Source organism: Mesorhizobium sp. L-8-3, assembly GCF_016756615.1.
Taxonomy (GTDB): domain Bacteria; phylum Pseudomonadota; class Alphaproteobacteria; order Rhizobiales; family Rhizobiaceae.
Genome location: NZ_AP023262.1, coordinates 3,331,076 through 3,355,797, shown reverse-complemented (window position 1 = coordinate 3,355,797; position 24,722 = coordinate 3,331,076). Strand labels below are relative to the sequence as shown.

General features: G+C 63.5%; 18 protein-coding genes. 12 read left to right on the top strand and 6 right to left on the bottom strand.

The genetic code is table 11. The annotated features are described in order from the left end of the window. Nucleotides 1-26 precede the first annotated feature (26 nt). From JN302_RS15665 to JN302_RS15615, 11 genes are all read left to right on the top strand, one after another. The gene (locus tag JN302_RS15665) at nucleotides 27-977 is read left to right on the top strand and encodes a LysR substrate-binding domain-containing protein (protein WP_202333502.1); all 951 of its coding nucleotides are present in this window, start codon (nucleotides 27-29) and stop codon (nucleotides 975-977) included. Between the two features lie 76 nt (nucleotides 978-1,053). Continuing rightward, complete coding sequence (locus tag JN302_RS15660) at nucleotides 1,054-2,088, top strand: amino acid ABC transporter substrate-binding protein (RefSeq protein ID WP_202333501.1); 1,035 nt, start codon at nucleotides 1,054-1,056, stop codon at nucleotides 2,086-2,088. 69 nt (nucleotides 2,089-2,157) lie between these two features. Further along, complete coding sequence (locus JN302_RS15655) at nucleotides 2,158-3,321, top strand: ABC transporter permease subunit (protein WP_202333500.1); 1,164 nt, start codon at nucleotides 2,158-2,160, stop codon at nucleotides 3,319-3,321. 4 nt (nucleotides 3,322-3,325) lie between these two features. Next, a complete protein-coding gene (locus JN302_RS15650; RefSeq protein WP_202333499.1) occupies nucleotides 3,326-4,411 on the top strand; it encodes an amino acid ABC transporter permease in 1,086 nt (361 codons plus the stop codon). 9 nt (nucleotides 4,412-4,420) lie between these two features. Then, nucleotides 4,421-5,176, top strand: coding sequence for an amino acid ABC transporter ATP-binding protein (locus JN302_RS15645; RefSeq protein WP_202333498.1), 756 nt, complete (start codon nucleotides 4,421-4,423; stop codon nucleotides 5,174-5,176). 12 nt (nucleotides 5,177-5,188) lie between these two features. Then, nucleotides 5,189-6,664: an FAD-binding oxidoreductase gene (locus JN302_RS15640; protein WP_244846390.1), complete on the top strand. Its 1,476-nt coding sequence runs from the start codon at nucleotides 5,189-5,191 to the stop codon at nucleotides 6,662-6,664. A gap of 102 nt (nucleotides 6,665-6,766) precedes the next feature. Next, on the top strand, nucleotides 6,767-8,437 hold the full coding sequence (locus JN302_RS15635; RefSeq protein WP_202333497.1) for a thiamine pyrophosphate-binding protein: 1,671 nt from the start codon (nucleotides 6,767-6,769) through the stop codon (nucleotides 8,435-8,437). Then, nucleotides 8,434-10,530: a hydantoinase/oxoprolinase family protein gene (locus tag JN302_RS15630; RefSeq protein ID WP_202333496.1), complete on the top strand. Its 2,097-nt coding sequence runs from the start codon at nucleotides 8,434-8,436 to the stop codon at nucleotides 10,528-10,530. Before JN302_RS15635 ends, JN302_RS15630 begins: the two co-directional genes overlap by 4 nt. After that, nucleotides 10,527-12,161: a hydantoinase B/oxoprolinase family protein gene (locus JN302_RS15625; protein WP_202333495.1), complete on the top strand. Its 1,635-nt coding sequence runs from the start codon at nucleotides 10,527-10,529 to the stop codon at nucleotides 12,159-12,161. Before JN302_RS15630 ends, JN302_RS15625 begins: the two co-directional genes overlap by 4 nt. Further along, nucleotides 12,158-13,360, top strand: coding sequence for a pyridoxal phosphate-dependent aminotransferase (locus JN302_RS15620; RefSeq protein WP_202313290.1), 1,203 nt, complete (start codon nucleotides 12,158-12,160; stop codon nucleotides 13,358-13,360). The genes JN302_RS15625 and JN302_RS15620 overlap by 4 nt, the downstream gene beginning before the upstream one ends. A gap of 3 nt (nucleotides 13,361-13,363) precedes the next feature. Then, the gene (locus JN302_RS15615; protein ID WP_202333494.1) at nucleotides 13,364-14,179 is read left to right on the top strand and encodes an NAD-dependent epimerase/dehydratase family protein; all 816 of its coding nucleotides are present in this window, start codon (nucleotides 13,364-13,366) and stop codon (nucleotides 14,177-14,179) included. Between the two features lie 133 nt (nucleotides 14,180-14,312). Here the strand turns inward: JN302_RS15615 and JN302_RS15610 are convergent, their stop codons facing one another. The 4 genes from JN302_RS15610 to JN302_RS15595 are packed head-to-tail and all read right to left on the bottom strand — an operon-like array spanning nucleotide 14,313 to nucleotide 18,435. Beyond that, a complete protein-coding gene (locus tag JN302_RS15610; RefSeq protein ID WP_202333493.1) occupies nucleotides 14,313-14,807 on the bottom strand; it encodes a TRAP transporter small permease in 495 nt (164 codons plus the stop codon). 7 nt (nucleotides 14,808-14,814) lie between these two features. Beyond that, nucleotides 14,815-15,801, bottom strand: coding sequence for a TRAP transporter substrate-binding protein (locus tag JN302_RS15605; protein WP_202333492.1), 987 nt, complete (start codon nucleotides 15,799-15,801; stop codon nucleotides 14,815-14,817). Between the two features lie 13 nt (nucleotides 15,802-15,814). Continuing rightward, a complete protein-coding gene (locus JN302_RS15600; RefSeq protein WP_202333491.1) occupies nucleotides 15,815-17,095 on the bottom strand; it encodes a TRAP transporter large permease in 1,281 nt (426 codons plus the stop codon). A 2-nt stretch (nucleotides 17,096-17,097) separates the two neighbouring features. Then, the gene (locus JN302_RS15595; protein ID WP_202333490.1) at nucleotides 17,098-18,435 is read right to left on the bottom strand and encodes an FAD-dependent oxidoreductase; all 1,338 of its coding nucleotides are present in this window, start codon (nucleotides 18,433-18,435) and stop codon (nucleotides 17,098-17,100) included. An 89-nt stretch (nucleotides 18,436-18,524) separates the two neighbouring features. Between JN302_RS15595 and JN302_RS15590 the strand changes: the two genes are divergently transcribed. After that, entirely contained in the window at nucleotides 18,525-19,448 is a 924-nt protein-coding gene (locus JN302_RS15590) for a LysR family transcriptional regulator (RefSeq protein ID WP_244846387.1), read from the top strand. Nucleotides 19,449-19,821: 373 nt separating this feature from the next. On the opposite strand, the gene JN302_RS39145 is transcribed toward JN302_RS15590, so the two are convergent. Beyond that, entirely contained in the window at nucleotides 19,822-23,739 is a 3,918-nt protein-coding gene (locus JN302_RS39145; protein WP_274609266.1) for a beta strand repeat-containing protein, read from the bottom strand. A gap of 595 nt (nucleotides 23,740-24,334) precedes the next feature. After that, entirely contained in the window at nucleotides 24,335-24,562 is a 228-nt protein-coding gene (locus tag JN302_RS15555) for a hypothetical protein (RefSeq protein ID WP_202313282.1), read from the bottom strand. Nucleotides 24,563-24,722: the final 160 nt, after the last annotated feature.

Genomic DNA, 24,722 nt, shown 5'->3' with positions numbered 1-24,722 from the left:
CGAAACAGGAAGGAGCGGAACTGACGATGACCGGCAAGCTGCGCCTTCCGCCGTTGAATGCCCTGCGGGTCTTTCACGCCGTCGCACAGCACAAGAGTTTCCGCCAGGCCGCCGACGAGCTGCTTGTTACCCCTCAAGCGGTCGGACAACAGATCAAGCTTCTCGAAGACACGCTTCAGGTGACGCTGTTCGAGCGCAAGGGCAGGTCGATCGAACCGACGGAGTCGGCGATCCTGCTGTCGCACTATGTCAGGGCTGGCTTCGGCGAGTTTGCCGAGGGCGTCCGCAGGGTCACCAAATCCGTCTACCGGGACCGCCTGAATCTGAATGCGAGTCCGTATTTCGCAACGCACTATCTGTTGCCGCGCCTCTCTTTGTTCCGGGAAATCCTGCCGGGGGCCGACCTTCGCCTGACCACCATGGTCGATCTCCCCGACTTCGGCCGCGACGACATCGATATGAGTGTGCAGTGGGGGTATGGCAAATGGGGCGACTATGAGGCGACCCGGCTCGTGCCGGATCCCAAGATCGTCTGCTGCACGCCTTCGATCGGCGAGAAGATCAAGTCGGCCCAGGATCTGACGCGGTTCACGCTGCTGGACACGGTCAAGTCGCAGCGGCTGTGGCCCGACATACTCCGGCACCTCTGCGTGGAGAAGACGGACAGCGACCGCAGCATCGGCTTTGACGATGCCGCCACGATGCGGCGCGCGACGCTGCAAGGGATCGGTGTCGGCCTCGTCTCCGTGATCGACGCCGAGGAGGATCTGCGCTCGGGCGCGCTGGTTGCGCCGATCGGCCGCGACGCCCTCATCGGCATGAAGCCGGACGAGATCCCGGGATTCTATCTCGTGGTGCCCAAGGGCTATCTGCGCGTCAAGGCGGTCGCGGCTCTGCATCGGTGGCTGACCCAACAGGATTGGGCGAGCGACCTCGAGGCCGCTCCCCTGCCTAAGCCGACATCTCTTTCCGACTGAGGACGGCTTTGCGAACCGGGCCCGGAAGGCCCCAACAACAAGAAGAACCAAACAACCTCAACAGTGGAGAAACAACATGAAAGCGATGAAATGGGGGGTTGCTGTTCTGGCCCTTGGCCTCGCCAATATTACGGCGCCCGCCCAGGCTGCGGGTGGCAAGACGTTGGAGGCCGTCAAAGCGCGCGGCGTGCTCAACTGCACCGGACATGACGGCTCGTATCTCGGTTTCGCCGAGGTGGACGACAAGGGGAACTGGAAGGGCATCGACATCGATCTGTGCCGCGCAGTTGCGACCGCCGTTCTTGGCGATCCGTCGAAACTGAAGATCATCCCCATCAGCTGGGCGCAGCGCTGGCCTGAACTGCAGTCCGGCAACGTCGACATCGTCATCAAGGCCTCGGGCGGAACGCTCAGCCGCGACACCGAACTCGGCCTTCAGTTTTCCATGTCGTACTACCTTGGTACGACCAAGGTGATGGCGCACAAGGAACTGAACGTCGCCTCGCTCAAGGACGCGGACGGCGGCTCCGTCTGCATCCCGGCCGGCACGACGATCGAGCAGCAGGTCGCCGGCTATGCAGCCAGGATCGGCGTCAAGCTGGAGCCCGTCGTCATCGAAAAGACGGAAGAGCTCGAGCAGGCCTACTTTTCGAAACGCTGCGACCTTTACGCTCAGTGGGGCCCGGTCGTCGCGATCGCGCGTGCGGCCAAGGGACAGGTCGACGATCACGTGATCCTGCCCGACGTGCTCGACGTCGAGCCGGAAGTGTTCATCATGCGCCAAGGTGACGACAACTGGGTCGACATCGCGAACTGGACGCTGTCGGCGCTGCTCTTTGCTGAGCAGTCGGGCATCAACTCCAACAACATCGACGAGATGAAGGCCAAGCCCGCGTCGCCTCAGATCAGCAAGTTTCTCGGCGTGACGCCGGGCGTCGGCAAGAGCCTCGGCCTGTCTGATGACTGGGCCTACAACGTGATCAAGAACGTCGGCAACTACGGGGAGGTCTTCGACCGCAACCTGGGCGCGGGTTCCCCCTACAAGATGGACCGCGAACTGACCGATCTGTGGAGCAACGGCGGCGTTCTTTACCCGCTCGTGTTCGACTGATCCGGCAAACGCCTCGCCCGGCATCGGCCGGGCGAGGCCCCCAATCCACGAAATGTCGAAGGTCGGTCGATGGAACGCCTGCTTCGCAACCAGAAAGTGCGCAATGCGCTGCTTCAGATCGTCTTTGTCGGCGTTCTCGCCTTCATCGTGATCGGCGGCGGCCTCGTCGCACGGCAGAACCTCATCGATCAGGGCATCGTTTCAGGCTTCGATTTCCTCTTCAAATCGACCGGCTGGGACGTCAACTTCTCTCTGCTGCCGATCACGGCAGCGGACCCGTATTGGTGGTTCTTCGTCAACGGGGTCATCAATACGCTGTTTCTCGGGAGCTTCGGTCTCGTTCTGGCAACGCTGATCGGAGCCCTCGTCGGACTGGCGAGAACGTCATCGAACGAGCTGGCGCAACTTCTCGGCCGCAGCTACGTCGATTTCTTCCGTAACATTCCGCTCATTCTCCAGGTGATTTTCTGGTACGCGGTCTTCACCCGGCTGCCGCCGCCGCGCGGCGCCCTCGAAGCCTGGGGATTCCTCATTTCGAACCGGGGGCTGTACGCGCCCTTTCCAAATGTCAGCGCGCCTGCCCTGCTTGCAATGGCGCTTGCCGTCATCGCCGCCATCGCGCTTCCAATCTGGCTCGGCAGAACGGAACGTCTCGATGGCTCGCGCGAGAAGCGGTTGCCAATCCAGCTCGGCGGCATCGCGATCGTTCTTGTTTGCGCTTTCGCGGCTCTGTGGGTCGGCCGGCTTCCCGACACGCCGTTGCTGGACATGCCCCGTCTGCAGGGGCTCAACCTGCGGGGCGGGCTCCGCGTTCCGCCGGAGTTCATGGCTCTCGTGGTGGGAATGGCCATCTATGGCGGCGCCTATATCGGAGAGATCGTGCGCGGCGGCTTCAAGGCGGTCGGACGCGGCCAGATCGAAGCAGCCCAGTCGCTCGGCCTGTCTCCCTGGAGGATTTTCTCGCTGGTGCGGCTGCCGCTCGCGCTGCGCGCCATGCTGCCCATCCTGGCCAACCAGTACGTCTGGCTGATCAAGGCGACCACGATGGGCATCGTCGTCGGCTTCACCGACTTCTTCATGATCACGGCCCTGACGATTAATCATTCAGGCCAGACGCTGGAAGCGATCTTCATCCTGATGGCCGGCTTCCTGACGATCAACCTCAGCCTCGCCGCCATCTTCAACCGGATCAACAAGGCAATCGCCCTGAAGGGCAATCAACTGAGGGGATGAAGGGATGACCGTTCTCGCTCCGATCGTTCTCGCCCCGACGGCGCCTGGCATGCTTGAAGGCCTGCAAAGACGTTTCTTTGCGACACCCGTTCAGGGTCTGATCTCGCTCGTTTGTCTTGCGGTACTTGCCCTCGTCGGGTGGAAACTCCTCGATTGGGCAGTCTTCTCGGCGGTCTTCAGCGCAGGCGGCGCCGAAGCCTGCCAGGCGGCGTCCGGGGCCTGCTGGTCGGTGATCGCCGCGAGATGGCGCATCATCTTTTTCGGTCTTTATCCCTATGAGGAACAGTTGCGCTCCGGGCTTGCCTGCGTGGCGGTCGTGGCGATGACGGTGCTGAGCTGCATTCCAGCCTTCTGGACCGGCCGTCGGATCGCCATGATCTGGGGAGCGGGGACGGCCCTCTTCTACGTGCTGATGAAAGGCGGCGTCCTCGGCCTGTCCTATGTCGGAGAGGAGATGTGGGGCGGGCTTGCGCTCACGCTTTTCATCTTCGTGATGACATGCCTCATCGGCTTCCCGCTGGCGATATGCCTCGCTCTGCTGAGACGCTCACAACTCCCCTGGATCTCGAGAACCACGGGCCTGATCATCGACTCCGTCCGCTCCCTCCCCCTGATCTCCATCCTGTTCACTTTCGCGATCGTCGTGCCCTTCATGCTGCCGCAGTGGCTCCAGGGCGACAAGCTGTATCGCGTGATCGTCGGCTCGGCACTGTTCTTCGCCGCCTATCAGGCGGAGATCGTGCGAGGCGGCATGCAGGGGGTGCCGAAAGGTCAGGAAGAGGCTGCGATGGCGCTCGGCCTCAATTACTGGCAGCGCATCGGCCGCATCCTGCTGCCGCAGGCGATGCGCAATGCACTGCCTGCGACGATCAACCAGTTCGTGATCGCATTCAAGGAAACGTCGCTGGTGATCATCGTCGGATTCTTCGAAATCCTGGCATCGGGCAATGCCGCCTTCGGCACCGGCGAATGGCGCTTCGCCTATGTCGAAGTCTATGTCTTCATAGCCCTGATCTACTTCACCTTCGTATTCAGCCTCTCGCGCTACGGCGCGTTCCTCGAGCGCCGTATGTCGGTGGGCGAACGATAGGAGCAAGTCATGATCCACTCGGGTTCCGCCGCCGCAGCCGTCCAGATCGAGAGCATGAACAAGTACTACGGTACCTTCCATGCGTTGCGCGATGTCAATCTCACGGTGGCACGCGGAGAGAAAATCGTCGTTTGCGGACCATCGGGCTCCGGCAAGTCCACGATGATCCGGTGCATCAATCGACTTGAGCAGCACAATGCCGGCAGGATCGTCGTGCTCGGTACGGAACTGAATGACGACGTCGCCAATATCGACGAGATCCGGCGGGAAGTCGGAATGGTGTTCCAGCACTTCAACCTGTTTCCGCACATGACGGTGCTGGAGAACTGCCTGCTCGCGCCGATGCTGGTGCGCAAGCTGCCCCGTGCGGAAGCCGAGGCGATCGCGCTGCGCTATCTTGAGAAGGTCCGCATTCCCGAACAGGCGGCGAAATACCCCGGCCAGCTTTCCGGCGGCCAGCAACAGCGCGTCGCCATTGCGCGCTCCTTGTGCATGCAGCCGCAGATCATGCTGTTCGACGAACCGACTTCCGCGCTCGACCCGGAAATGATCTCCGAGGTGCTCGATGTCATGGTCACTCTGGCGTCCGAAGGCATGACGATGATCTGCGTGACCCATGAGATGGGGTTCGCCCGACGTGTCGCCGATCGCGTGATCTTCATGGACCAGGGTGAAATCGTCGAACAAGCGCCTCCGGAACAGTTCTTCACCGCCGCCCGCAGCGAGCGGACCAAGCAGTTCCTGTCGCAGGTTCTGGGTGACTGATCGGCAGGTCCAATGCAGCAAGAAAAGAACGCCGCGGGTTCGCGCACGACAGACCTGGTTTCCATGTCCGACCTCACCGTCACGTTGTCCGGAATTCTCGGGACGAAAGGCTGGCTTTCGGGTCTCGACACCCGACCATATGCGCGCGATTGGCTGGATCGGTTTGGTGTCGAGCCTCTTGGCGTGGCGAGACCCACCGGCACCGCCGAGGTCGTCGAGGTCGTCAAGGCATGCGGCAAGGCGGGCGTTGCGGTTGTCCCGCAGGGCGGCAATACCGGCCTTTGCGGCGCCGCCGTTGCCGGGCTGCCGAATGCCGTCATCCTGTCTCTGTCGCGGATGACTGCGATCGGACAGCCCGACCCCGACACCGGCTCTATCCCGGTCGAAGCCGGCGTGGTGCTGGCCACGCTTCACGAGGCGCTGGAGCCCCATGGTCTCATCTTTCCGATGCATCTCGGCGCCGAGGGTAGCGCACGCATCGGCGGCCTCATCGGAACGAACGCAGGCGGCAGCCATGCCCTTCGCTATGGAATGATGCATGATCTCGTGCTCGGCCTCGAAGTGGTCCTGCCCGACGGGACCGTCTGGAACGGCCTGCGGGCCGTTCAGAAGGACAATGCCGGATATCAGTTGCGCAGGCTGTTCTGCGGCGCCGAAGGCACGCTGGGGGTCGTGACGCGCGCAATCCTCAAGCTCCATCCCGCGCCCAGGCAGCGAGCGACGGCGCTCATGGTCGCGCCGGACTTTGCGGCGGCGGTAGCCTTCGGCACGTTCCTGCGCCGCGAGGCCGGCGAGTTTCTGTCCGGGCTGGAGTTCTTCTGCGACCTCGGCGTCGGGCTTGCCCTCAAACACCTGCCGGACCTCGCCTTACCGCTCGAGAAGCGCGGGGCGGTCTATATGCTCGTGGAGCTGACTTGCGGTTCGCCGCGTGTTCCGCTGGACGAGATCCTTGGGTTCTCGCTCGAACAAGGCATGGAGCAGGGTCTTGTCACCGACGGCGCACTCGCCATGTCGGATGCGCACCGCGCTCACTTCTGGCGGCTGCGCGAAGAGCAGCCCGAGGGACAGCGGCTGGAGGGCGAGCAGCTCAAGCACGACATCTCGGTGCCGCCAGGCAAGCTCGCTCAGTTCATAGCCGCCGCAGGAGCCATCTGCGCCGGCATGCTGCCGGGCGTGCGCATCAACCCGTTTGGCCACCTCGGCGACGGCAATATTCACTACAACCTCACCCCTCCCGAGGGGGTTGCCGGCTTCGGCGGAAAGGCCGGCGAAATCGGCCAGGCCCTGGCGGCGCTTGCGACCGAGATGGGCGGAAGCTTTGCCGCCGAGCATGGCCTCGGCCGCGCCAAGATTGCGTTGGCCGACCGACATAGAAGCCGTGTCGAACGGGATCTCATGGCGCGTCTGAAGGCGGCGCTGGACCCATCGGCGGTAATGAATCCCGGCGTACTCGTGGACAGCCGTCCGCAAAGAACATCTTTCGAATAGACGGTATTTCTTGATTTCGTCCCGACCGGTCCGCGTGCAGGCTTGGACCTGGAGAAACGCAACATGCGTGCCCTGTACCGGCATGTTCTTGAGGAAGTATCGATGATGCGAAACGGCGGACGCCTGCTTGTCGAATGCCTGATCGCATTGGGAGCGACGAAGAGTTTCGGCGTGCCCGGCGAAAGCTACCTCGCCGTGCTGGACGCGTTGCACGACACCCGCGGCACGCTGGACTTCGTGCTGTGCCGCAACGAAGGCGGCGCGGCGTTCATGGCCTCGGCCTATGGCAAGCTGACCGGCTCGCCGGGCATCTGTTTCGTCACGCGCGGCCCCGGGGCGACCAATGCCGGCATCGGCGTGCACACGGCCATGCAGGACAGCGCACCGATGATCCTGTTCGTCGGCCAGGTCGGTACCGACATGAAGGGCCGCGAAGCCTTCCAGGAAGTCGACTACCGCGCCGTCTTCGGGGCGCTGGCCAAGTGGGCGGTGGAGATCGACGACGTCGAGCGCATTCCCGAGATCCTGGCGCGCGCATGGACCACCGCCCTGACGGGCAGGCCCGGCCCCGTCGTCGTCGCGCTCCCCGAGGACATGTTGACCACCGTGGCCGGCGCCGCTCCGCTGGGCGGTCCAGCCTCGATCTTCGAGCCGGCGCCGGCTGCCGATGCGATCGAGGCCGCCCGGAAGATCCTGGTCGAAGCGGAGAGGCCGGTTGTCTTGATGGGCGGCGCCAACTGGACCGCCGGCGGCCGCGCGGCACTCGAGGCGTTCGCCGAACAGTCCGACATCCCCGTGGTCGCCGCCTTCAGATATCAGGACCAGTTCGACAACGGCTCGCCGGTCTTCGTCGGCGAGGCCGGCGTCGGCATGGCGCCCCACGTCAAGGAACTGATCCGCGACGCTGACGTGATCCTGGCGGTCAACATCCGCTTCGGCGAGATGACCACCGACGGCTACACGCTGCTGTCCGTGCCCGTGCCGCACCAGAAACTGATCCATGTGCACGGCTCCGACCGCGAGATCGGCAAGGTCTATGTGCCGTCGCTCGGCATCCATGCCGGCCCAAACGCGTTCGCCGCGACGCTGTCGCCGGTCAAGGGCCCCTGGGCGTCCTGGCGGGCGAAGGCGCGGCAGGCCTATGAGGCCACTTTCGATGCGCCGGTCCAGCCAGGGCCGGTGGACATGGTCGCGGTCAGCGCATGGCTGCGCGACAACCTGCCCGACGACGTCATCCTGACAAACGGCGCCGGCAATTTTACCGTCTGGCCGAACAAGTTCTTCAGGTTCGGCCCGAATGCGCGGCTGCTCGCGCCCCAGTCGGGGGCCATGGGATATGGCCTGCCTGCCGCGATCGCTGCCAAGGTGGCGTTCCCGGAGCGCACCGTCGTCTGCTTTGCCGGCGACGGCGATTTCCAGATGAACTGCCAGGAACTGGGCACTGCGATGCAAGCCGGCGCGCGGCCCGTCGTGCTCATCCTGAACAACGGCATCTATGGCACGATCCGCGCGCACCAGGAGCGCAACTATCCAGCGCGCGTGTCGGGAACCATGCTCGAGAACCCCGACTTCGTGAGCCTGGCGAAGTCATACGGCTTTCATGCGGAACGCGTCGCGTCCACGGCCGATTTCGCAGCCGCCTTCGGAAGCGCGCTTGCCAGTCCGACCGGTGCGATCCTCGAACTCATGATCTCGCCGGAGGCTCTGACGCCGCGCCAGACTCTCTCCCAGATGCGCGAAACTGCGCTCGCATCCCAGAAAGCCAAGTCATGACTTCCAGGAACGACGACATCCGCCTCGGCGCTGACATCGGCGGAACCTTCACGGACATCGCGCTGGACCTGCGGGGAAAGATATTCTCGACCAAGGTCCTGACGAACTATTCGGCGCCCGAGCAGGCGATCCTCGACGGCATCGAGATCGTCGCGCGCAACGCCGGGATTGTGCCCGCCGACATCGGGATCATCATTCACGGCACGACGCTGGCGACGAACGCGCTGATCGAGCGCCGCGGGGCCAGGACGGCCCTGATCACGACCGAAGGCTTTCGCGACGTCATCGAGATGCGGACGGAAAACCGCTTCGAGCAGTATGACCTGAACCTCAAGCTTCCGACGCCGCTGATACCGCGCGAACATCGCTTCACGGTGAAGGGCCGCATCGGCGCCGAGGGCCAGGAACTGCAGCCGCTGGACGAAGCTGCCTTGGAGAATGTCGCCGACGAAATCGCGGCAGGCGGCTTCGGAGCCGTCGCGATCGGCTTCATCCACGCCTATGCCAATCCCGCGCACGAACGCCGCGCGAGGGAGATTCTCGCCGCAAAGCTGAGTGTCCCGATCTCGATCAGCGCAGAAGTCTCGCCCCAGATGCGCGAGTTCGAGCGGTTCAACACCGTTTGCGCCAACGCCTATGTGCGGCCGCAGATGGCCGACTACCTGGCCCGCCTGCAGATACGGCTGAAGGAGATGGGCGCCGAATGCCCGGTCTTCATGATCCATTCCGGCGGCGGCCTGATCTCGGTGGAGACGGCTTCCGAATTTCCCGTGCGGCTCGTCGAATCCGGCCCGGCGGGCGGAGCCATCTTCGCTGCCGACATCGCCCGGCGCTTCGGTCTGGACAAGGTCGTCTCCTACGACATGGGCGGCACGACGGCCAAGATCTGCCTGATCGAGGATTTCGCGCCGCGCACGGCCCGGACCTTCGAGGTGGCCCGCACCTATCGCTTCTGCAAGGGATCGGGCATGCCGATCTCCATTCCGGTCATCGAGATGATCGAGATCGGTGCCGGCGGCGGCTCGATCGCCTGGGTCGATGCGATGGGCCGCATCCAGACCGGACCGGAGAGCGCCGGCTCGGAACCGGGGCCGGCCTGCTACGGTCGCGGCGGCAGGCATCCGGCGATCACCGATGCCGATCTGGTGCTGGGAAAGCTCGACCCGGACAATTTCGCCGGCGGAGCGATCAGGCTCGACGCCGGCGCCTCCGAACGGGCAATCATGCGCGACGTCGGCGAACGGCTGTCGCTCGGCGCCGTGTCCACCGCCTTCGGCATCTGCGAGGTCGTCGACGAGAACATGGCCAATGCCGCGCGCGTCCATGCCGTGGAGAACGGCAAGAACATCTCGGACAACATCATGATCTCCTTCGGTGGCGCAGCACCGCTCCACACGGCACGGCTTTGCGAGAAGCTCGGCATCGACCGGTGCATTGTGCCGCGGGGTGCTGGCGTCGGCTCCGCGATCGGCTTCCTGAAAGCGCCTTTCGGCTACGAGGCGCTTGCCTCCCGGCTCACTCGCCTCTCGCAGTTCCGCGGCGGCGAGGTCAACGCTCTCCTCGCCGACCTCAAGGCTTCGGCGGAAAGCTTCGTGCGGGCCGGGACCAGCGGCAAGATCGTCTGCGAGATCACCGCCTTCATGCGCTATGCCGGTCAGGGTTGGGAAATCCCGGTGCCGCTTCCCGACGAACCGTTCGGCGAGGATGCGGTCTGCAAGCTCGAGAAACTGTTCCGGACGAACTACCAGCGCTTCTTCGGCCGCGCCATCGACGGGCTCGACGGGCTGGAGATCGAGATCGTCACCTGGTCGGTCAAGGCGACCGACGAGCGTCCTGCCGTCGAAAGACATCAACTGACGACCGAGGGTCGCACCGTCCATCCGGCCGTCAGCCGCGCCGTGTTCGACCCCGCGATTGGCTCCACGCAAACCTACGGGATCGTCGAGCGCGATACGTTGGCGGCCGGCGACCGCATCGTCGGCCCGGCGGTCATCGTCGAACGAGAGACGTCCACCGTCGCAACCACGTCCTTCGACGCCATCATCCAGAGCGACGGCTCCATTCTTCTCATCCGCAAAGGCAGCCAGGCATGAGCGACCCAGGCATTAACAGCATTGGCGAAATCCGCATGCAGGTCATGTGGAACCGGCTGATCTCGGTCGTCGAGGAGCAGGCGCTGACCCTGCTGCGTACGGCCTTCTCCACATCGGTGCGCGAGTCGGGCGATCTGTCCGCCGGCGTGTTCGACCCGCGCGGCCAGATGCTGGCGCAGGCCGTCACCGGCACGCCCGGCCACGTGAACACCATGGCCGAAGCCGTCCTTCACTTCATGAACGAAATCCCGCGCGAGGAGATGTTCGAGGGCGACACCTACGTCACCAACGATCCCTGGAAGGGCACGGGCCACCTGCACGACATCACCATGGTGTCGCCCTCCTTCCTCGACGGGGAACTGGTGGCTTTCTTCGCCTGCACCGCACATGTGGTCGATGTGGGCGGGCGCGGCTTCGGCGCCGACGCGAAGTCGGTCTACGAGGAAGGTATCCAGATCCCGATCATGAAGTTCGCGGAGAAGGGCAAGGTCAATATGGACCTCGTCCGGATCCTGCGCGCCAACGTTCGCGAACCGAACCAGGTCGTCGGCGACTTTTATTCGCTGGCCGCCTGCAACGAGGTGGGCCATCGCCGGCTGGTCGGCATGATGAAGGAGATTGGTCTCGCCTCGCTCGACCATCTCGGCGAGTTCATCTTCTCGCGTACCCGCGACGCCATGCTCGAGCGTATCGGGGCACTGCCCAAGGGAAGCTGGTCGAACGAGTTCACCACCGACGGCTACGACGAACCGGTCAAGCTGGCTGCGACGGTCTCGGTCCGCGACGACCATGTCGAGGTCGACTTCGCCGGCACCGATCCGATGAGCCGCTGGGGCATCAACTGCCCCATCATCTACAGCAAGGCCTATGCCTGCTACGCCTTGAAATGCGTGGTGGCGCCTGACATCCCCAACAACGCGGCCTCGCTCGCCTTCTTCACCGTCTCCTCGCCCGTCAACATCCTCAATGCGGTGCGGCCAGCACCCGTGGCGCTCAGGCACATCTTCGGCCATATGGTTCCGGACCTCGTGCTCGGCGCGATGGCCAAGGCCCTGCCCGGCAGGATCCTGGCCGAAGGCGCCGGAGCCTTGTGGAACATCCACATCTCGGCGCGGCCGGTCGCAGGTGCCGAAGGGCACCGGGCGGAAGTGCTGATGTTCAACTCCGGCGGCATGGGCGCGCGGCCCGGCCTCGACGGCCTGTCGGCGACCGCCTTCCCGTCCGGTGTGCACACCATGCCGATCGAGGCCACGGAGCACACCGGTCCGATCGTCGTCTGGCGCAAGGAACTGCGCCCCGGTTCCGCCGGCGATGGCGAGTTCCGCGGCGGGCTCGGGCAGGTCATCGAAATCGCGCCGATGGAAGGCCACGAGTTCGACTTCTCGGCGATGTTCGACCGCATCAATCACCCGCCGAAGGGACGCAACGGCGGCAAGGACGGCGTTGCCGGCGCAGTCAAGCTGGATGACGGCACGAAGTTGCGCCCCAAGGGCTGGCAGCATGTGCCGGCAGGGCGCCGCCTGGTACTGGAACTGCCGGGTGGCGGCGGCTATGGCGATCCCGCCAGGCGCAGCGCGGAGGCGCGCGCCGAGGATCGATTCAAGGGATACGTCACGGAGGATAACCGATGAGTTACATTTCGTCGCGCCTGTCGGTGGTCAAGCCATCGGCATCGATGGCGGCCTCGCAGGCCGCGAAGGCGCTCCGCGCCAAGGGCATCGACGTGATCGACCTCGGCCTTGGCGAGCCCGATTTCCCGACGCCTCGCCACATCATCGAAGCCGCCTTCGCGGCCGCGCGGGCCGGCGACACCCTCTACACGGCCGCCCCCGGCACCCCGGCCGTGCGCCGGGCCGTGGCGGACAAGTTCCGGCGCGAGAACGGGCTGGATTACGTCGCCGACGACATCGTTGTGGCGAACGGCGCCAAGCAGATCATCTTCAACGCGCTGATGGCGACGCTGGAGAACGGCGACGAGGCGATCCTGGCAGCTCCCTATTTCGTGTCCTACCCGGAGATGGTAAAGCTGCTGGGCGGAACGCCTGTGATCGTGGAATGTCCGGAAACGTCCGGATTCAGGCTGACCCCGGACGTGCTTGAGCAGGCAATCACCTCACGCACCAAATGGCTGTTCCTGAACATGCCGGGCAATCCCTCTGGCGCGGTCTATTCCGAGGCCGACCTGAAGGCGCTGGGCGCCGTGCTGGCGAAGCATCCGCAGGTTCTTGTCCTTTCCGACGAAATCTACGAGCACATCCTTTTCGACGGCCGGGAATTCGTCTCTTTCGGCAAGGCTTGCCCCGAGATCAAGGACCGCACGCTGATCGTCAACGGCGTCTCGAAGTCGTACGCGATGACGGGCTGGCGCGTCGGCTATGCCGCCGGCCCGGCGCCCCTGGTCAAGGCGATGTCGACCATCCAGAGCCAGTCCGTCACGTCCGTGTGCTCGATCGCGCAAGCCGCCACGATCGCAGCCCTGAACGGCCCGCAGGACGAGGTAGGACGCTTCCGCAAGGCTTTCGAAGCCCGCCGGAACCTCGTCGTCGACGGCATCCGCCAGATCAACGGCCTGACGCTTTTGCCGCCGGAGGGCGCCTTCTACGCCTATATCGGCTGTGCCGGCCTGGTCGGCCGCAAGACGCCCAGGGGTGCCGTGCTCGAGGACGATGCGGCCGTCGCCGCCTACCTCCTGAACGAGGGGCGTGTGGCCTCCGTGCCGGGTGTCGCCTACGGATTGTCCCCCTATTTCCGCATTTCCACCGCCACCAGCGAGGAGGTGCTGTCCGAAGCGATCACACGAATCAAGGCCGCCGTGGCGGAAGTGGAGTAGACCATGCCTCACTATGAACGCATCCTGGTCACCGGCGCGGCGGGCCGTCTCGGCTCGGAACTGCGCAAAGGGCTGGTGCCGCTGGCCTCCAGGATCCGCGTTGCGGGACGCGAGCCCTTCAATGACCTCGCCCCGCACGAGGAGGAGGCGGTTTTCGACCTGGCCGACATGGAGGCCACCGTCGCCGCCGCCAAGGACTGCGACGCCATCGTGCACTTCGGCGGCGCGCCCCTCGAGAGCCCGTGGCAGACGATTCTGGATTCCAGTATCCGCGGCTCCTATCACATCTATGAAGGCGCGCGGAAACACGGCGTCAAGCGGGTGATCTACGCCTCGTCCGTGCACGCCGTCGGCTATCACGAGGTCGAGGCGCATATCGGCGTCGATGCGCCGGTGCGTCCCGACAGCCTCTACGGCGTCTCGAAGAACTTCGTCGAGAGCCTCAGCCGCCTCTACTGGGACAAGTTCGGCATCGAGACGGTGTGCCTGCGCATCTTCTCTTCCTTCCCGGAACCAGCCGATCGGCGAATGCTGTGGTCGTATCTGTCCTTTGCCGATTGCGTGCGCCTGGTCGAGGCATCGCTGACCGCGCCACGCGTGGGCCATACGATCTCGTTCGGGATTTCCGACAACAAGGTGAAGACGGTTGACAACAGCGGCGCGAACCATCTCGGGTTCATCCCGCAGGACAGCGCGGAGCCATTTCGCGCCGCCGTCGAGGCCAAGACGCCGGCGCCTGACCCGAAGCGGCCTTCCGTCAGGTATCTGGGTGGCTGGTTCTGCGAACTAGGGCATCCCGACGACGAGCAGAAGAAGTGACGCCGGACAGCCAAGATTTGGCGCGCTCATATCGATAGGGCCCTTCGCGTGCCGGGGCAAGGCACCCACGTCAATCGAGGGTGGCCGCCAGCGCGGACGAAAGGCCCCGGATTCGCGCGTTCACAAGGCGACATCAGATTTCGGGTTCCCCAGCGACGGCGGCCTGCGCTGGCTGGAAGAGGTCCAGAATCGACTGCAGCATGATCGGGACCAGGGCGAAGACCGGAGCGCTCTTGAACAGCATATCCGGGATGTGGAACACGGGCGTATTCAGGCGCAGGAACGGGACAGCGTTGGCGAACTGGACGATGATGTAGACGGCGAGCGCGACGGTTCCGATGCTCACCAGCATCGCAGCCAGGCGCCTGAGTCGGTCATTCATGAGGTCGATCGCGGCGGTGATGACGATGTGCCGGCGCCGGCGGTGGAGTACGACCGCCATCAGAAAGACAAGCCAGACCAGGGACAGATTGGCGATCTCGCCGGAGCCGAGAATGGCCTTCCCGAAGAAATAGCGTAACACGACTTCCGAAAAGATTCCGACAACGAGGACGACGAGCAGCAGCTGGGAGAGCCGGAAGTAGGTTCGGCTCACCCTGTCGAGAATGGAATCGAGTGCACGTAGCATGGGCGGCCTATTTCATCGCCTCGATCCTATCGTAGAGTCCTTGGCTCCAAAGGCCGTCCGCCTCCTGCTGATGTGCGGCCTTCTCGAGCTTTGCCGCAAACGGGGCCGTTTCCACCTCAATGATTTCGCCGCCGTCAGCCTTGATCTGTTCGCGCACACTGTTGCGCGCTTCAGCGGCCAACTCGGCCGAATAGTCGGCTGCGATGGCAGCCGCTTCGTCGATGGCCTTCCGCTCGGCATCGGAAAGCGATTGATGTCGCGTCTTGTTGATTGTCAGGGCGATCGAAGCGAAGACATGATTGGTGAGCGTGACGTGCGGCGCCGCCAGGTGGAATTTCTGGCTCACCACCGAATCCAGCGGTGCCTCCATCGCGTCGACCACACCAGTCTTGAGGGCCTGGAAGGAGTCGCTCCACGGCACTTGCGTGGGATTGGCGCCTAGCGTTTTCCAGGTCTCGATGTAGGACGGGATCGGCGGCACGCGGAACTTGAGGCCGGCAAGATCTTCCGGCGCTTTGACCGGTTTGGTCGACACCACGACGCGGGGAAGCTTGCGCCAGTTGGCGGCTACCAGCTCGATGCCCTGATCGCGGAGTTTGCCCGCCATCTCCTCGTGCAGCGGCGAGTCCAGGAAAGCCAGGAAATGGTCTTCGTCACGGAACGCGAAACCCCAGGAGACCACGTTGTAGTCTGGCGCGAAGTTGGCGTAGTTGCTGATGTCCTCGACGACCAGGTCAATGATGCCGGCCTGCATCTGCTGGATCGCTTCCTTGCCCTTGCCGAGTTGACCCGACGGAAAAACCTGGATGTCCAGCGAGCCATCCGATTTCCTTTTCGCTTCCTCGGCAAAGCGGCTTGCGGCCAGGCAGGTCGGATTATCGGGTGCCGACGGGCATGCCAGCCTCAAGGTCGCTGCCGAGGCCGGCAGTACAACAGGGCCCGTGACTGCAATGACCGCAGTGATGGCGAGTGCCAGTCTGTTATGGTTTTGCATGGTTTCCTCCAGTTTAATTGTGTCCCAACAGGACCTCGGCGGGCCACAAGACGAGAGAGGGTATGAATGTGATCAGCAGCAGGACCGCCAGGATCGGGATGAGGAACGGCACAATCGCCCTTGCCGCGTCGATAAAGCGGATCTCGGCGATTTCCGTCACGATGTAGAGGCACCACCCGAGTGGCGGCGTAATAAGCCCAACGGTCAGGTTGAGGACCACGACGACGCCGAGATGCACCGGGTCGACGCCCATCAGATGCGCCATGCCGATCAGCGTCGGAGTAAAGATCACCAGGATCGACGTCAGGCTCATGATCGTGCCTAAAACAAGCAGCACAATGTTGACCGAGGCCAGGAAGGCTATCTGCCCATAGCCGCTTGCCTGAAAGTAAGCGGCAAGCGCTTGCGGAATGCGCTCGGTCGTCACCAGCCAGCCGAACAGGGCAGACATCGACAGGATGAACATGATCTGGGTCGTCGTGATCAAGCTCTCTTCAAGCATGGCGCCGAAGGTCGACCACCTCATCTCGCCGTAGAGCGTGGCGACGAAAATCGCGTAGACGACGGCGACCACACCGGCTTCGGTCGGCGTCACGATGCCGAGGACGAGCCCTGCGAGAATAACGATGGGAGTCGCCAGAGGTGGGAAGTTCTTCAGGAAGCTCACGGCAATCTGCCGGACGGAGGCGCGCTGTGCAGGCGGGACGCCCTCCTTCTTCGCGACGATATAGACATAGACCATCATGAAGAGGCCAAGCATCATGCCTGGAATGATACCGCCCAGGAAAAGCGCCGGGATAGAGACGTCGGTCATGGTGCCGTAGAGGACCATCAGGATCGACGGAGGGATGATGGGACCGATGCAGCTCGAGGCTGCCGTCACCGCGGCACTGAAGGGACGGCTGTAGCCGGCATTCACCATTGCCTTGATCTCGATGCGGCCGAGGCCGGCTGTATCGGCGACAGCCGACCCCGAGATGCCGGCGAAGAACAGGCTGGAAACGATGTTCACGTGCGCGAGACCGCCGCGAATGTGACCGACCAATAGGTTGGCGAAGCCGAAGATCCGGGAAGTCACGCCGCCCACATTCATGATTTCGCCAGCGAGCACGAAGAACGGGATGGCAAGCAGCGAGATGCCGCCAAGGCTGTCGACCATCGAGAATATGAAGACGGTCGGCATGATGTCTGAAAGCATAATGTAGACCATCGAAGCAATCCCCATGGCGATCGCAACCGGTGCGCCGGCCAGCATGAAGATTGCAAAGGTGAGAAACAGGGCCGTCAGCGCCATTTTCACGTTCCCAAATATGCGCCTTGCCTGTGCAGCGTTTCCTGCAGCTCGCCGACATCGATGGCCCTAATGACGCCCTGCGTGCGGGTGCTTGCCATCGCCGCGGCGGTACCAGCGGCTTCCCCCACGGCCATTGCCGTCGGCATCACGCGCAGAGCGGCAAAAGCGTCGTGATCGGCCGAGATTCCGCGACCAGCGGCCGCCACATTTGCAAGATTTGCCGGCAGCAAGGCGCGAAACGGAATCCGGTAGTGATGATCTGGACCGAACTCCTCGAAGGTAAGGTCCGGACTGCCGGCGTGATGGATGTCGATCGGATAGGCACCGCAGGCGACCACATCGGGAAAGTCACGCGCCTGACGCAGGTCATCGGCCGTAATGACGTAGTCTCCTTCGACGCGCCTCGTGTCGCGGATGCCGAGTTGAGGGGCCATGGAGCTCAATCGCGCATTTGCGCAGCCAGGCAGATTTGCTTTGAGGAACGATGCGATCCGCATCACCTGGCTGCGCCCTTCAATCTCACCGTTGCTGAGTGAGAACGGATCGTCGGGCTCGACATTCACGCGCGAGATATTGAACCAAGCCTCGTTGGTGCCGGGCGCGCGACTGTAATGCAGCGCGGCGCGCGGCAGCGCGCCGCCGTCGAGACCCCGCTTCACGATCAACTTTCGTTCTTTTTCGGATACGGCATCCAGCTTCTCAAAATCGATCGGCGCCATGGCGAACATCATCGTCGCGGGCTGCAAAGCTTCGCCTTCGCCGAGTTCAAGGAACGCGGCGCCGGAGGACTTGAGCAGTGCCATATCGCCTGATGCATCGACAAACGCCGTGGCGCGGATACTGAGGATCTTGCCTGCCGACCAGACAACGATGCTCTGCACAGCCCCGTCCGCAGTTTCGCATCCTGTCAAAACGCTTTTGAACAGGACATCGACGCCGGCTTCGGTGACGATTTCGTCCAAGGTGATCTTAAGCAGTTCGGGATCGAACTGGACCCGGTTCATGCTGTGTCCGGTCGACATGGTGAAATCCTCGATCCGACCGCAGCCACCAATCGATTGCAGTCTGTCGACGATCTCTTCAGCAAGACCAGCAATGACCTTTCGGCCGGAACGAGTGGACCATCCAACGAACTGGCCAACAACGCCCGCTGTCGCGGCGCCGCCGAAGAACGCGTTCTGCTCGATGATCAGCACCTTCGACCCGGCTCGTGCTGCTGCGATCGCGGCAACGCATCCCGCCATGCCGCCGCCCACGACCGCCACATCGTAGCCAGAAGCGCGATCGCCATGCGCGCGCTCGGTCATCGCCGCGAACGGACTGTGCAAGCTGATGCTCAACGAATTCTCCTCCACGTCCCGAACAGACTGGCCAGCCGGCGCGAAGTCAATTAACATTTACGCAGATGGGATTAGCCTAATGTTAAACTATGATCAGTCTGCGCCAAATTGAGGTAGTCAGGGCCGTGCTGCTCGCTCGAAGCATATCGGGCGCAGCTTCGATGCTGAACGTTTCGGCGGCGGCGGTGAGCCGCATGTTGAAGCATACCGAGTCGCAGATCGGATTCGATCTGTTCAATCGCACTTCGACGGGCTTCATACCGACACCGGAGGCCGGGAGCCTTCTTGGCGATCTGGAACAGGTTCACTTGCTCCTGAAGCGCATCGAGGAAAGACTACGCACCTCGGAGACGGAGGATCCCTCGATCCGGATCGGAGCCTCGCCCGGTCTCGGTCTGTCGCTGGTGCCAAAAGTCTTGGCACGCATCAGGGAAACCGACGCCAGCGCCGAATTCGACCTCGACGTGCTCCACATCGACGAAATCGTGCCGCATCTCGAGCTGGGCACCTGTGACTTCGCGCTGACGATCTACGATATGGATGATCCGCGTGTGGAATGCCGGAAATTGGCGGAAGCGCCTTTGATCTGTCTCGTTCCTGCGAGCCATCCTCTCGCCAGCCGAGGCACGATAACTCTCAAGGAACTTGCCGCCCATGACCTGGTCGGCTTCGATCAGCGCTCTTTCCAGCAAAAGATGATCGACCGGCTCTTCGGGGAGAAGTCGCTCAGGCCGCGCTATCGCTCCCGGGCGCGGCTGATGGTAACGGCTTGTGCGCTGGTCAGGGAAGGTCTAGGCGCGACGCTGCTCGACGCTTTCACAGTGCTTGGCGCGCCGCCAGAGGGAACGCGCGTGCTGGAACTTCAGGAAGAAGTGCTGTTTCCTCTAAACCTCGTCAGCAGCCCGAAACGCCCCCTTTCGCAGCGGTCGCTCGCCTTCCTGCGAGTGCTGCACGGTTTGGTAGGGAACGAGACCACACTTTCGGGAGCTTGGGGAGAACCTCACAAATCGTGACAAGGACCGCTGCAGCAGCGTGAACCACTGACCACAAGAGAGGCTCTTTGACGGTTGCTGGAGCTGCATATGAAGCTCCAGATCAAGACGACAGGCGACGCCTCTCTGGTCGTGAACGGTGTGCCGGCGGCCCGGTCCGATCACGCGCAGACGCTGGCAGACTTTGCGCCGGCAATGCAATCGGCGCGGGGTCAGAATGGATACCGTGCGCCAACAGATGAAGTCCGTCCTGGCCAAGACGAACTGCCGCAGCCAGAAGGATCTGTTCCGATTGGCAGAAAGGTTCTTGTTCCTGCGGCTGCGGTAGCCGGCCTTGTCCGGTTCAGGTCACCTGGGGGTTCAGATCACCTGGAAGTTCAAATCACTTGGAAGTTCAAATCACCTGGAAATCCGCATGCGTTAGGCCAAGGTTCGGCGCGAGCGTGGCGAAGTGGACGGAGCCTCCCGCAGCACTCCCGTTGCTGTCGTAGAACAACCTGCCGGTGTCGGTCTCATAGATGATGCGGTCATCCGCGTCATGCGCGAGCCCGCTGGTGCTTTTCCAGAACTTGCCTGCAGCAAGCGTGCCGGTTCCGGAGCCCAGCCCCGGCATCACCGCATTGTCCAGACGGATCGTGTCGGCGGCAATGTTGAAGTCGGTGATCCGGTCGACATTGGGCGCAGCGGTGAGCGCGGTGTTGAAGACGAAATAGTCGTTGCCCGCCCCACCGGTCAGCGTGTCGTTGCCCGTGCCGCCGACCAGGGTGTCGTTGCCGCCATAGCCGTAGAGCTGATCGTTGCCGGCATTGCCGTAGAGGCTGTTGTTGCCGTTGTTGCCGATGACACGCTGCGAACGCTCGTTGCCGGCGAGATCGATCGTGCCGGTGCCGGCAAGAGAGGTCGTCGCGAGCGTCTCCACATGCTGGCCGGCGGCCAGGGTATAGCTCACCCAGGCGTAGACGGCGTCGTTGCCCTGTCCGGATGCCTCGAACACCCTGTCGCTCGCGCTGTCGACATAAAAGCGGTCGTCGCCGAGGCCGCCGGACATCTGGTCGACGCCAGCCCCGCCGTTCAGCAAATCGTTGCCGCCATAGCCGTAGAGCTGGTCGTTGCCGGCATTGCCGTAGAGGCTGTTGTTGCCGTTGTTGCCGATGACACGCTGCGAACGCTCGTTGCCGGCGAGATTGATCGTGCCGGTGCCGGCAAGAGAGGCCGTCGCGAGCGTCTCCACATGCTGGCCGGCGGCCAGGGTATAGTTCACCCAGGCGTAGACGGCGTCGTTGCCCTGTCCGGATGCCTCGAACACCCTGTCGCTCGCGCTGTCGACATAAAAGCGGTCGTCGCCGAGGCCGCCGGACATCTGGTCGATGCCAGCCCCGCCGTTCAGCAAATCGTTGCCGCCATAGCCGTAGAGCTGGTCGTTGCCGGCATTGCCGTAGAGGCTGTTGTTGCCGTTGTTGCCGATGACACGCTGCGAACGCTCGTTGCCGGCGAGATTGATCGTGCCGGTGCCGGCAAGAGAGGCCGTCGCGAGCGTCTCCACATGCTGGCCGGCGGCCAGGGTATAGTTCACCCAGGCGTAGACGGCGTCGTTGCCCTGTCCGGATGCCTCGAACACCCTGTCGCTCGCGCTGTCGACATAAAAGCGGTCGTCGCCGAGGCCGCCGGACATCTGGTCGATGCCAGCCCCGCCGTTCAGCAAATCGTTGCCGCCATAGCCGTAGAGCTGGTCGTTGCCGGCATTGCCGTAGAGGCTGTTGTTGCCGTTGTTGCCGATGACACGCTGCGAACGCTCGTTGCCGGCGAGATTGATCGTGCCGGTGCCGGCAAGAGAGGCCGTCGCGAGCGTCTCCACATGCTGGCCGGCGGCCAGGGTATAGTTCACCCAGGCGTAGACGGCGTCGTTGCCCTGTCCGGATGCCTCGAACACCCTGTCGCTCGCGCTGTCGACATAAAAGCGGTCGTCGCCGAGGCCGCCGGACATCTGGTCGATGCCAGCCCCGCCGTTCAGCAAATCGTTGCCGCCGGATCCATCGAGCACATTTGCGGCACCATCGCCCGCCAGCGTGTCATCAAAGGCGGAGCCGACGACCTGTTCGATGGCAATGAGCGTGTCTCCAGCCGCATCCCCGCCAACCCCGGATCCGGTCGTCAGGTTGACGGTCACGGCGGAATTCGAGCCGGCATAATCCGCAATGTCAGCACCTGCGCCGCCATCCAGCACATCCGCACCTGATCCCCCCACCAGCACATCGTCGCCGAGGCCGCCGTGGAGCACGTCGTCGCCATGACGGCCGCTGAGGAAATCGGCTCCCCCTTCGCCCTGCAGGAGATTGTCTATGCCGTCACCCCGGATCGCATCGTCGAACCCGGTGCCCCTGATCTGCTCGATGTTCCTCACACGGTCATAGTCGCCGAAACCGTCCTTGATGCGGGCATAGCCTTCGGCGTCGATGTCCTCGAGATCCGCGTCGATTCCCTCTTCCCCGCCCGTGTTGATATCACGCCTGTAATCGAGCATGTCGACGTCGGCGCCGCCGTCGAGCACGTCGGCGCCGGCCAGGGCACGGAACCTCTGCGTGCCAAGCCCGCCGGTCATCACATCGACCTGGTTCGTGCCGCGCACCGCTTCGATATTGGTGAAGTGGTCGACGTCGCCATACGGGTCCACGATCGACCCGTCGGTGGTATTGGCAGTGCCGTCGTCGAAGGTCACCGTGATGCCGCCGGTCCCGCCATGCCATTGCGAGTGATGGTAGGTCACCTCGTCCCAGCCGTCGCCGCCATCGATGGTGTCAGCACCGCCATGGGGGTCGAAGAGCTCGTCCTGGTCGGAACCTGTGATCGAATCTGCGAAGTTCGTGCCAAAGACCCGCTCGATCTCGATCAGCGTATCGGTGTCGCCGAAGGGATCGGTCGCCACCCCGGTCGCGAGATTGACCACGACGCCCTGAGTGCCCCCTTCGGCAGCATCCTGCATATAGTCGACGGCATCGTAGACGCCATTCTCGTCATCGCTGGTGCCCGAGCCTCCGTCTATGATATCGTCGCCCGCGCCGCCGGCGATGACATCCTCGTCCTCCATGCCGTAGATCGCGTCATTGCCGGCATGGCCGAACAGGGCATCGGCATTGGCCGTTCCGGTCAGCGGGTTGTCGTCGGCTTCGGTGCCGTGCAGGCCTTCAATGCCCGCAAGCAGGCCGAACGCGATCGAACCGTTGCTGAATTCGACGAGTTCGATCTCCGAGACGACATCCTGATCGTCGCCATTGCCGCCATGGTCCGTGACCGTGTAGGTCCCGTCACCATTGGACGTGATCGAATAGTCGGTGCTGCTGCCCTGCAGCACCAGCACATCCATGCCTTCACCGCCGGCGATGAAGTCGAACCCGCCACCGCCTGCAAGAATGTCGTCGCCTGCGCCGCCTCGGAGAAGATCGTCACCATCCCGACCATCGAGGAGATCGTTTCCGCCCTCGCCGCGAAAATCATTCGCCCCGGCATCGCCGCGAATCGCGTCGCCGAATTCCGAGCCGCGGATCTGCTCGACGTTCCTGACGCGGTCCTCCGCTCCGAACCCGTCCAGGATACGGCCGAAGCCCTCGCCGTCGACGTCCTCCAGATCGGCGTCGATACCGTTGAGGCCGCCGTAATTCGCGTCGCGCCGATAGTCCACCGTATCGTAGTCGCTGCCGCCGTCGATTACATCGGCGCCGTCCAACCCGCGGAACCTCTGGTCTCCCAGCCCGCCTGTCATGGTGTCTGCGTATCGCGTGCCGCGAATTGCCTCGATATTTGCGAAGGTGTCGGTATCGCCAAACGGGTCGACAACCGTACCGCCGCCAATTCCGGACATGTCGTTGTTGAAGGTCACGACGATGCCGACGGCGTTGCCGCCATATTGATCGGCAAGGTGATAGTTCAGTTCGTCGAACCCTCCGGCACCATCAATGACGTCGGCGCCGCCATTTACGAAGTAACTCTCGTCGTTGTCGGATCCGATGATCGTGTCGGCGAGGTTCGTGTCGACCACGCCTTCGAATTCGGTGATCGTATCGGTGTCGCCATAGCTGTCGGTCGCGGTTCCGGCGGCCAGATCGACGACAACCCCCTGCGAGCCGCCGTCCTGCATGTAGTCGAGAATGTCGTACAGATCATTGTCGTCGTCATCGGTGCCGGAGCCTCCGTCGAGCGTGTCGTTGCCCTCACCGCCGGAGATGACATCCTCGCCTTGGAGGCCAAGGATCACGTCATCTGCCGAAGTGCCGACCAAGACGTCGTCACCGGGAGTGCCTTGAATATTGTTCGCCATCTTGATTTCTTCCCCGCCAGGATCGCTTGACTGCGGCCTGTGTAGGAAGTGTGCCGGGGCCCGGCATCCCCCATATGGGGAACGCGCGGTCGAGAAATCCAGGATTGCAAGGCCGCCCGAATGCCGATCGCCCCCGAATGCCGATCGCCCCCGAATGCCGATCGCCATGTCGGCATGGCACGCGGGCAACACCGCCGGATCGCCGATGGCCTCTATCCGCCGGATCCGGAAATGGCCGCGCAGCTCTTTTCGACCGGCCCGTGTCTCTCCGGGATGCTGCAGTCTTTGTGCACAGGCCCTGCCGGGATTCTGCCGGACAGCCGTGCCGGGCAGTAGGCGGAGATGCCGCCGCAAACGACCGTCAACAGCGCCGGCTCGACATGGTCGCGAAATGGCACCAGAAGGCCCGCGCGGTCGGCTCTGCGGGCCAGGCCGGAACCCGACGCCTGCATGCCATCGGCGGCCAGTTCGTCATCTTCACCGCTTTGTTTCGCAGGGCGGCGCGGCCTCAAGCGTACATCGGGGCTGCCCCCTCACCGCTCGACCTTGCGGGCGGCGATTGGGGGGCGCGATCCAGTGGTCCGAGGCGGCCCGATCATGATCGGTCCGCTGTTTCTTCCTCCGGTTCTATGAGGTCGATCAAGGAGGCCACCCGGGTTCCCGGCAGCGGCCGCCCCTCGCTCATCAATGCCTCGTCGCCGAATGCCCAGGCCCATGCCTCTCTCAGTTCCTCCACCGAAGCCCCCGTCGAGATAATCTCTGTAATCGTTGCCTCGTCCACAGGGCCAAGAACCGAGACGACATCCTTGCGTGTCATGGTCATCGTTTTCCTCCGTCCACTTTTCCGGCGCCTGGCTGGGCATCGCCGATCTGTACTGCCTGCAGCGTAGCGCCTGTGTCCCGTTTGAAACGAAGTCGGAACCCTTGACGTTCCGGACATGTCGCCACCAACTCATTCTCGTCGGCCGCCGGAACGGGACCGG

What these genes read in the sequence shown, in the direction of transcription:
- JN302_RS15665 (WP_202333502.1), top strand. Translation starts at nt 27, where the DNA reads ATGACCGGCAAGCTGCGCCTTCCGCCGTTGAATGCCCTGCGGGTCTTT.
- JN302_RS15660 (WP_202333501.1), top strand. Translation starts at nt 1,054, where the DNA reads ATGAAAGCGATGAAATGGGGGGTTGCTGTTCTGGCCCTTGGCCTCGCC.
- JN302_RS15655 (WP_202333500.1), top strand. Translation starts at nt 2,158, where the DNA reads ATGGAACGCCTGCTTCGCAACCAGAAAGTGCGCAATGCGCTGCTTCAG.
- JN302_RS15650 (WP_202333499.1), top strand. Translation starts at nt 3,326, where the DNA reads ATGACCGTTCTCGCTCCGATCGTTCTCGCCCCGACGGCGCCTGGCATG.
- JN302_RS15645 (WP_202333498.1), top strand. Translation starts at nt 4,421, where the DNA reads ATGATCCACTCGGGTTCCGCCGCCGCAGCCGTCCAGATCGAGAGCATG.
- JN302_RS15640 (WP_244846390.1), top strand. Translation starts at nt 5,189, where the DNA reads ATGCAGCAAGAAAAGAACGCCGCGGGTTCGCGCACGACAGACCTGGTT.
- JN302_RS15635 (WP_202333497.1), top strand. Translation starts at nt 6,767, where the DNA reads ATGATGCGAAACGGCGGACGCCTGCTTGTCGAATGCCTGATCGCATTG.
- JN302_RS15630 (WP_202333496.1), top strand. Translation starts at nt 8,434, where the DNA reads ATGACTTCCAGGAACGACGACATCCGCCTCGGCGCTGACATCGGCGGA.
- JN302_RS15625 (WP_202333495.1), top strand. Translation starts at nt 10,527, where the DNA reads ATGAGCGACCCAGGCATTAACAGCATTGGCGAAATCCGCATGCAGGTC.
- JN302_RS15620 (WP_202313290.1), top strand. Translation starts at nt 12,158, where the DNA reads ATGAGTTACATTTCGTCGCGCCTGTCGGTGGTCAAGCCATCGGCATCG.
- JN302_RS15615 (WP_202333494.1), top strand. Translation starts at nt 13,364, where the DNA reads ATGCCTCACTATGAACGCATCCTGGTCACCGGCGCGGCGGGCCGTCTC.
- JN302_RS15610 (WP_202333493.1), bottom strand. Translation starts at nt 14,807, where the DNA reads ATGCTACGTGCACTCGATTCCATTCTCGACAGGGTGAGCCGAACCTAC.
- JN302_RS15605 (WP_202333492.1), bottom strand. Translation starts at nt 15,801, where the DNA reads ATGCAAAACCATAACAGACTGGCACTCGCCATCACTGCGGTCATTGCA.
- JN302_RS15600 (WP_202333491.1), bottom strand. Translation starts at nt 17,095, where the DNA reads ATGGCGCTGACGGCCCTGTTTCTCACCTTTGCAATCTTCATGCTGGCC.
- JN302_RS15590 (WP_244846387.1), top strand. Translation starts at nt 18,525, where the DNA reads ATGATCAGTCTGCGCCAAATTGAGGTAGTCAGGGCCGTGCTGCTCGCT.
- JN302_RS39145 (WP_274609266.1), bottom strand. Translation starts at nt 23,739, where the DNA reads ATGGCGAACAATATTCAAGGCACTCCCGGTGACGACGTCTTGGTCGGC.
- JN302_RS15555 (WP_202313282.1), bottom strand. Translation starts at nt 24,562, where the DNA reads ATGACCATGACACGCAAGGATGTCGTCTCGGTTCTTGGCCCTGTGGAC.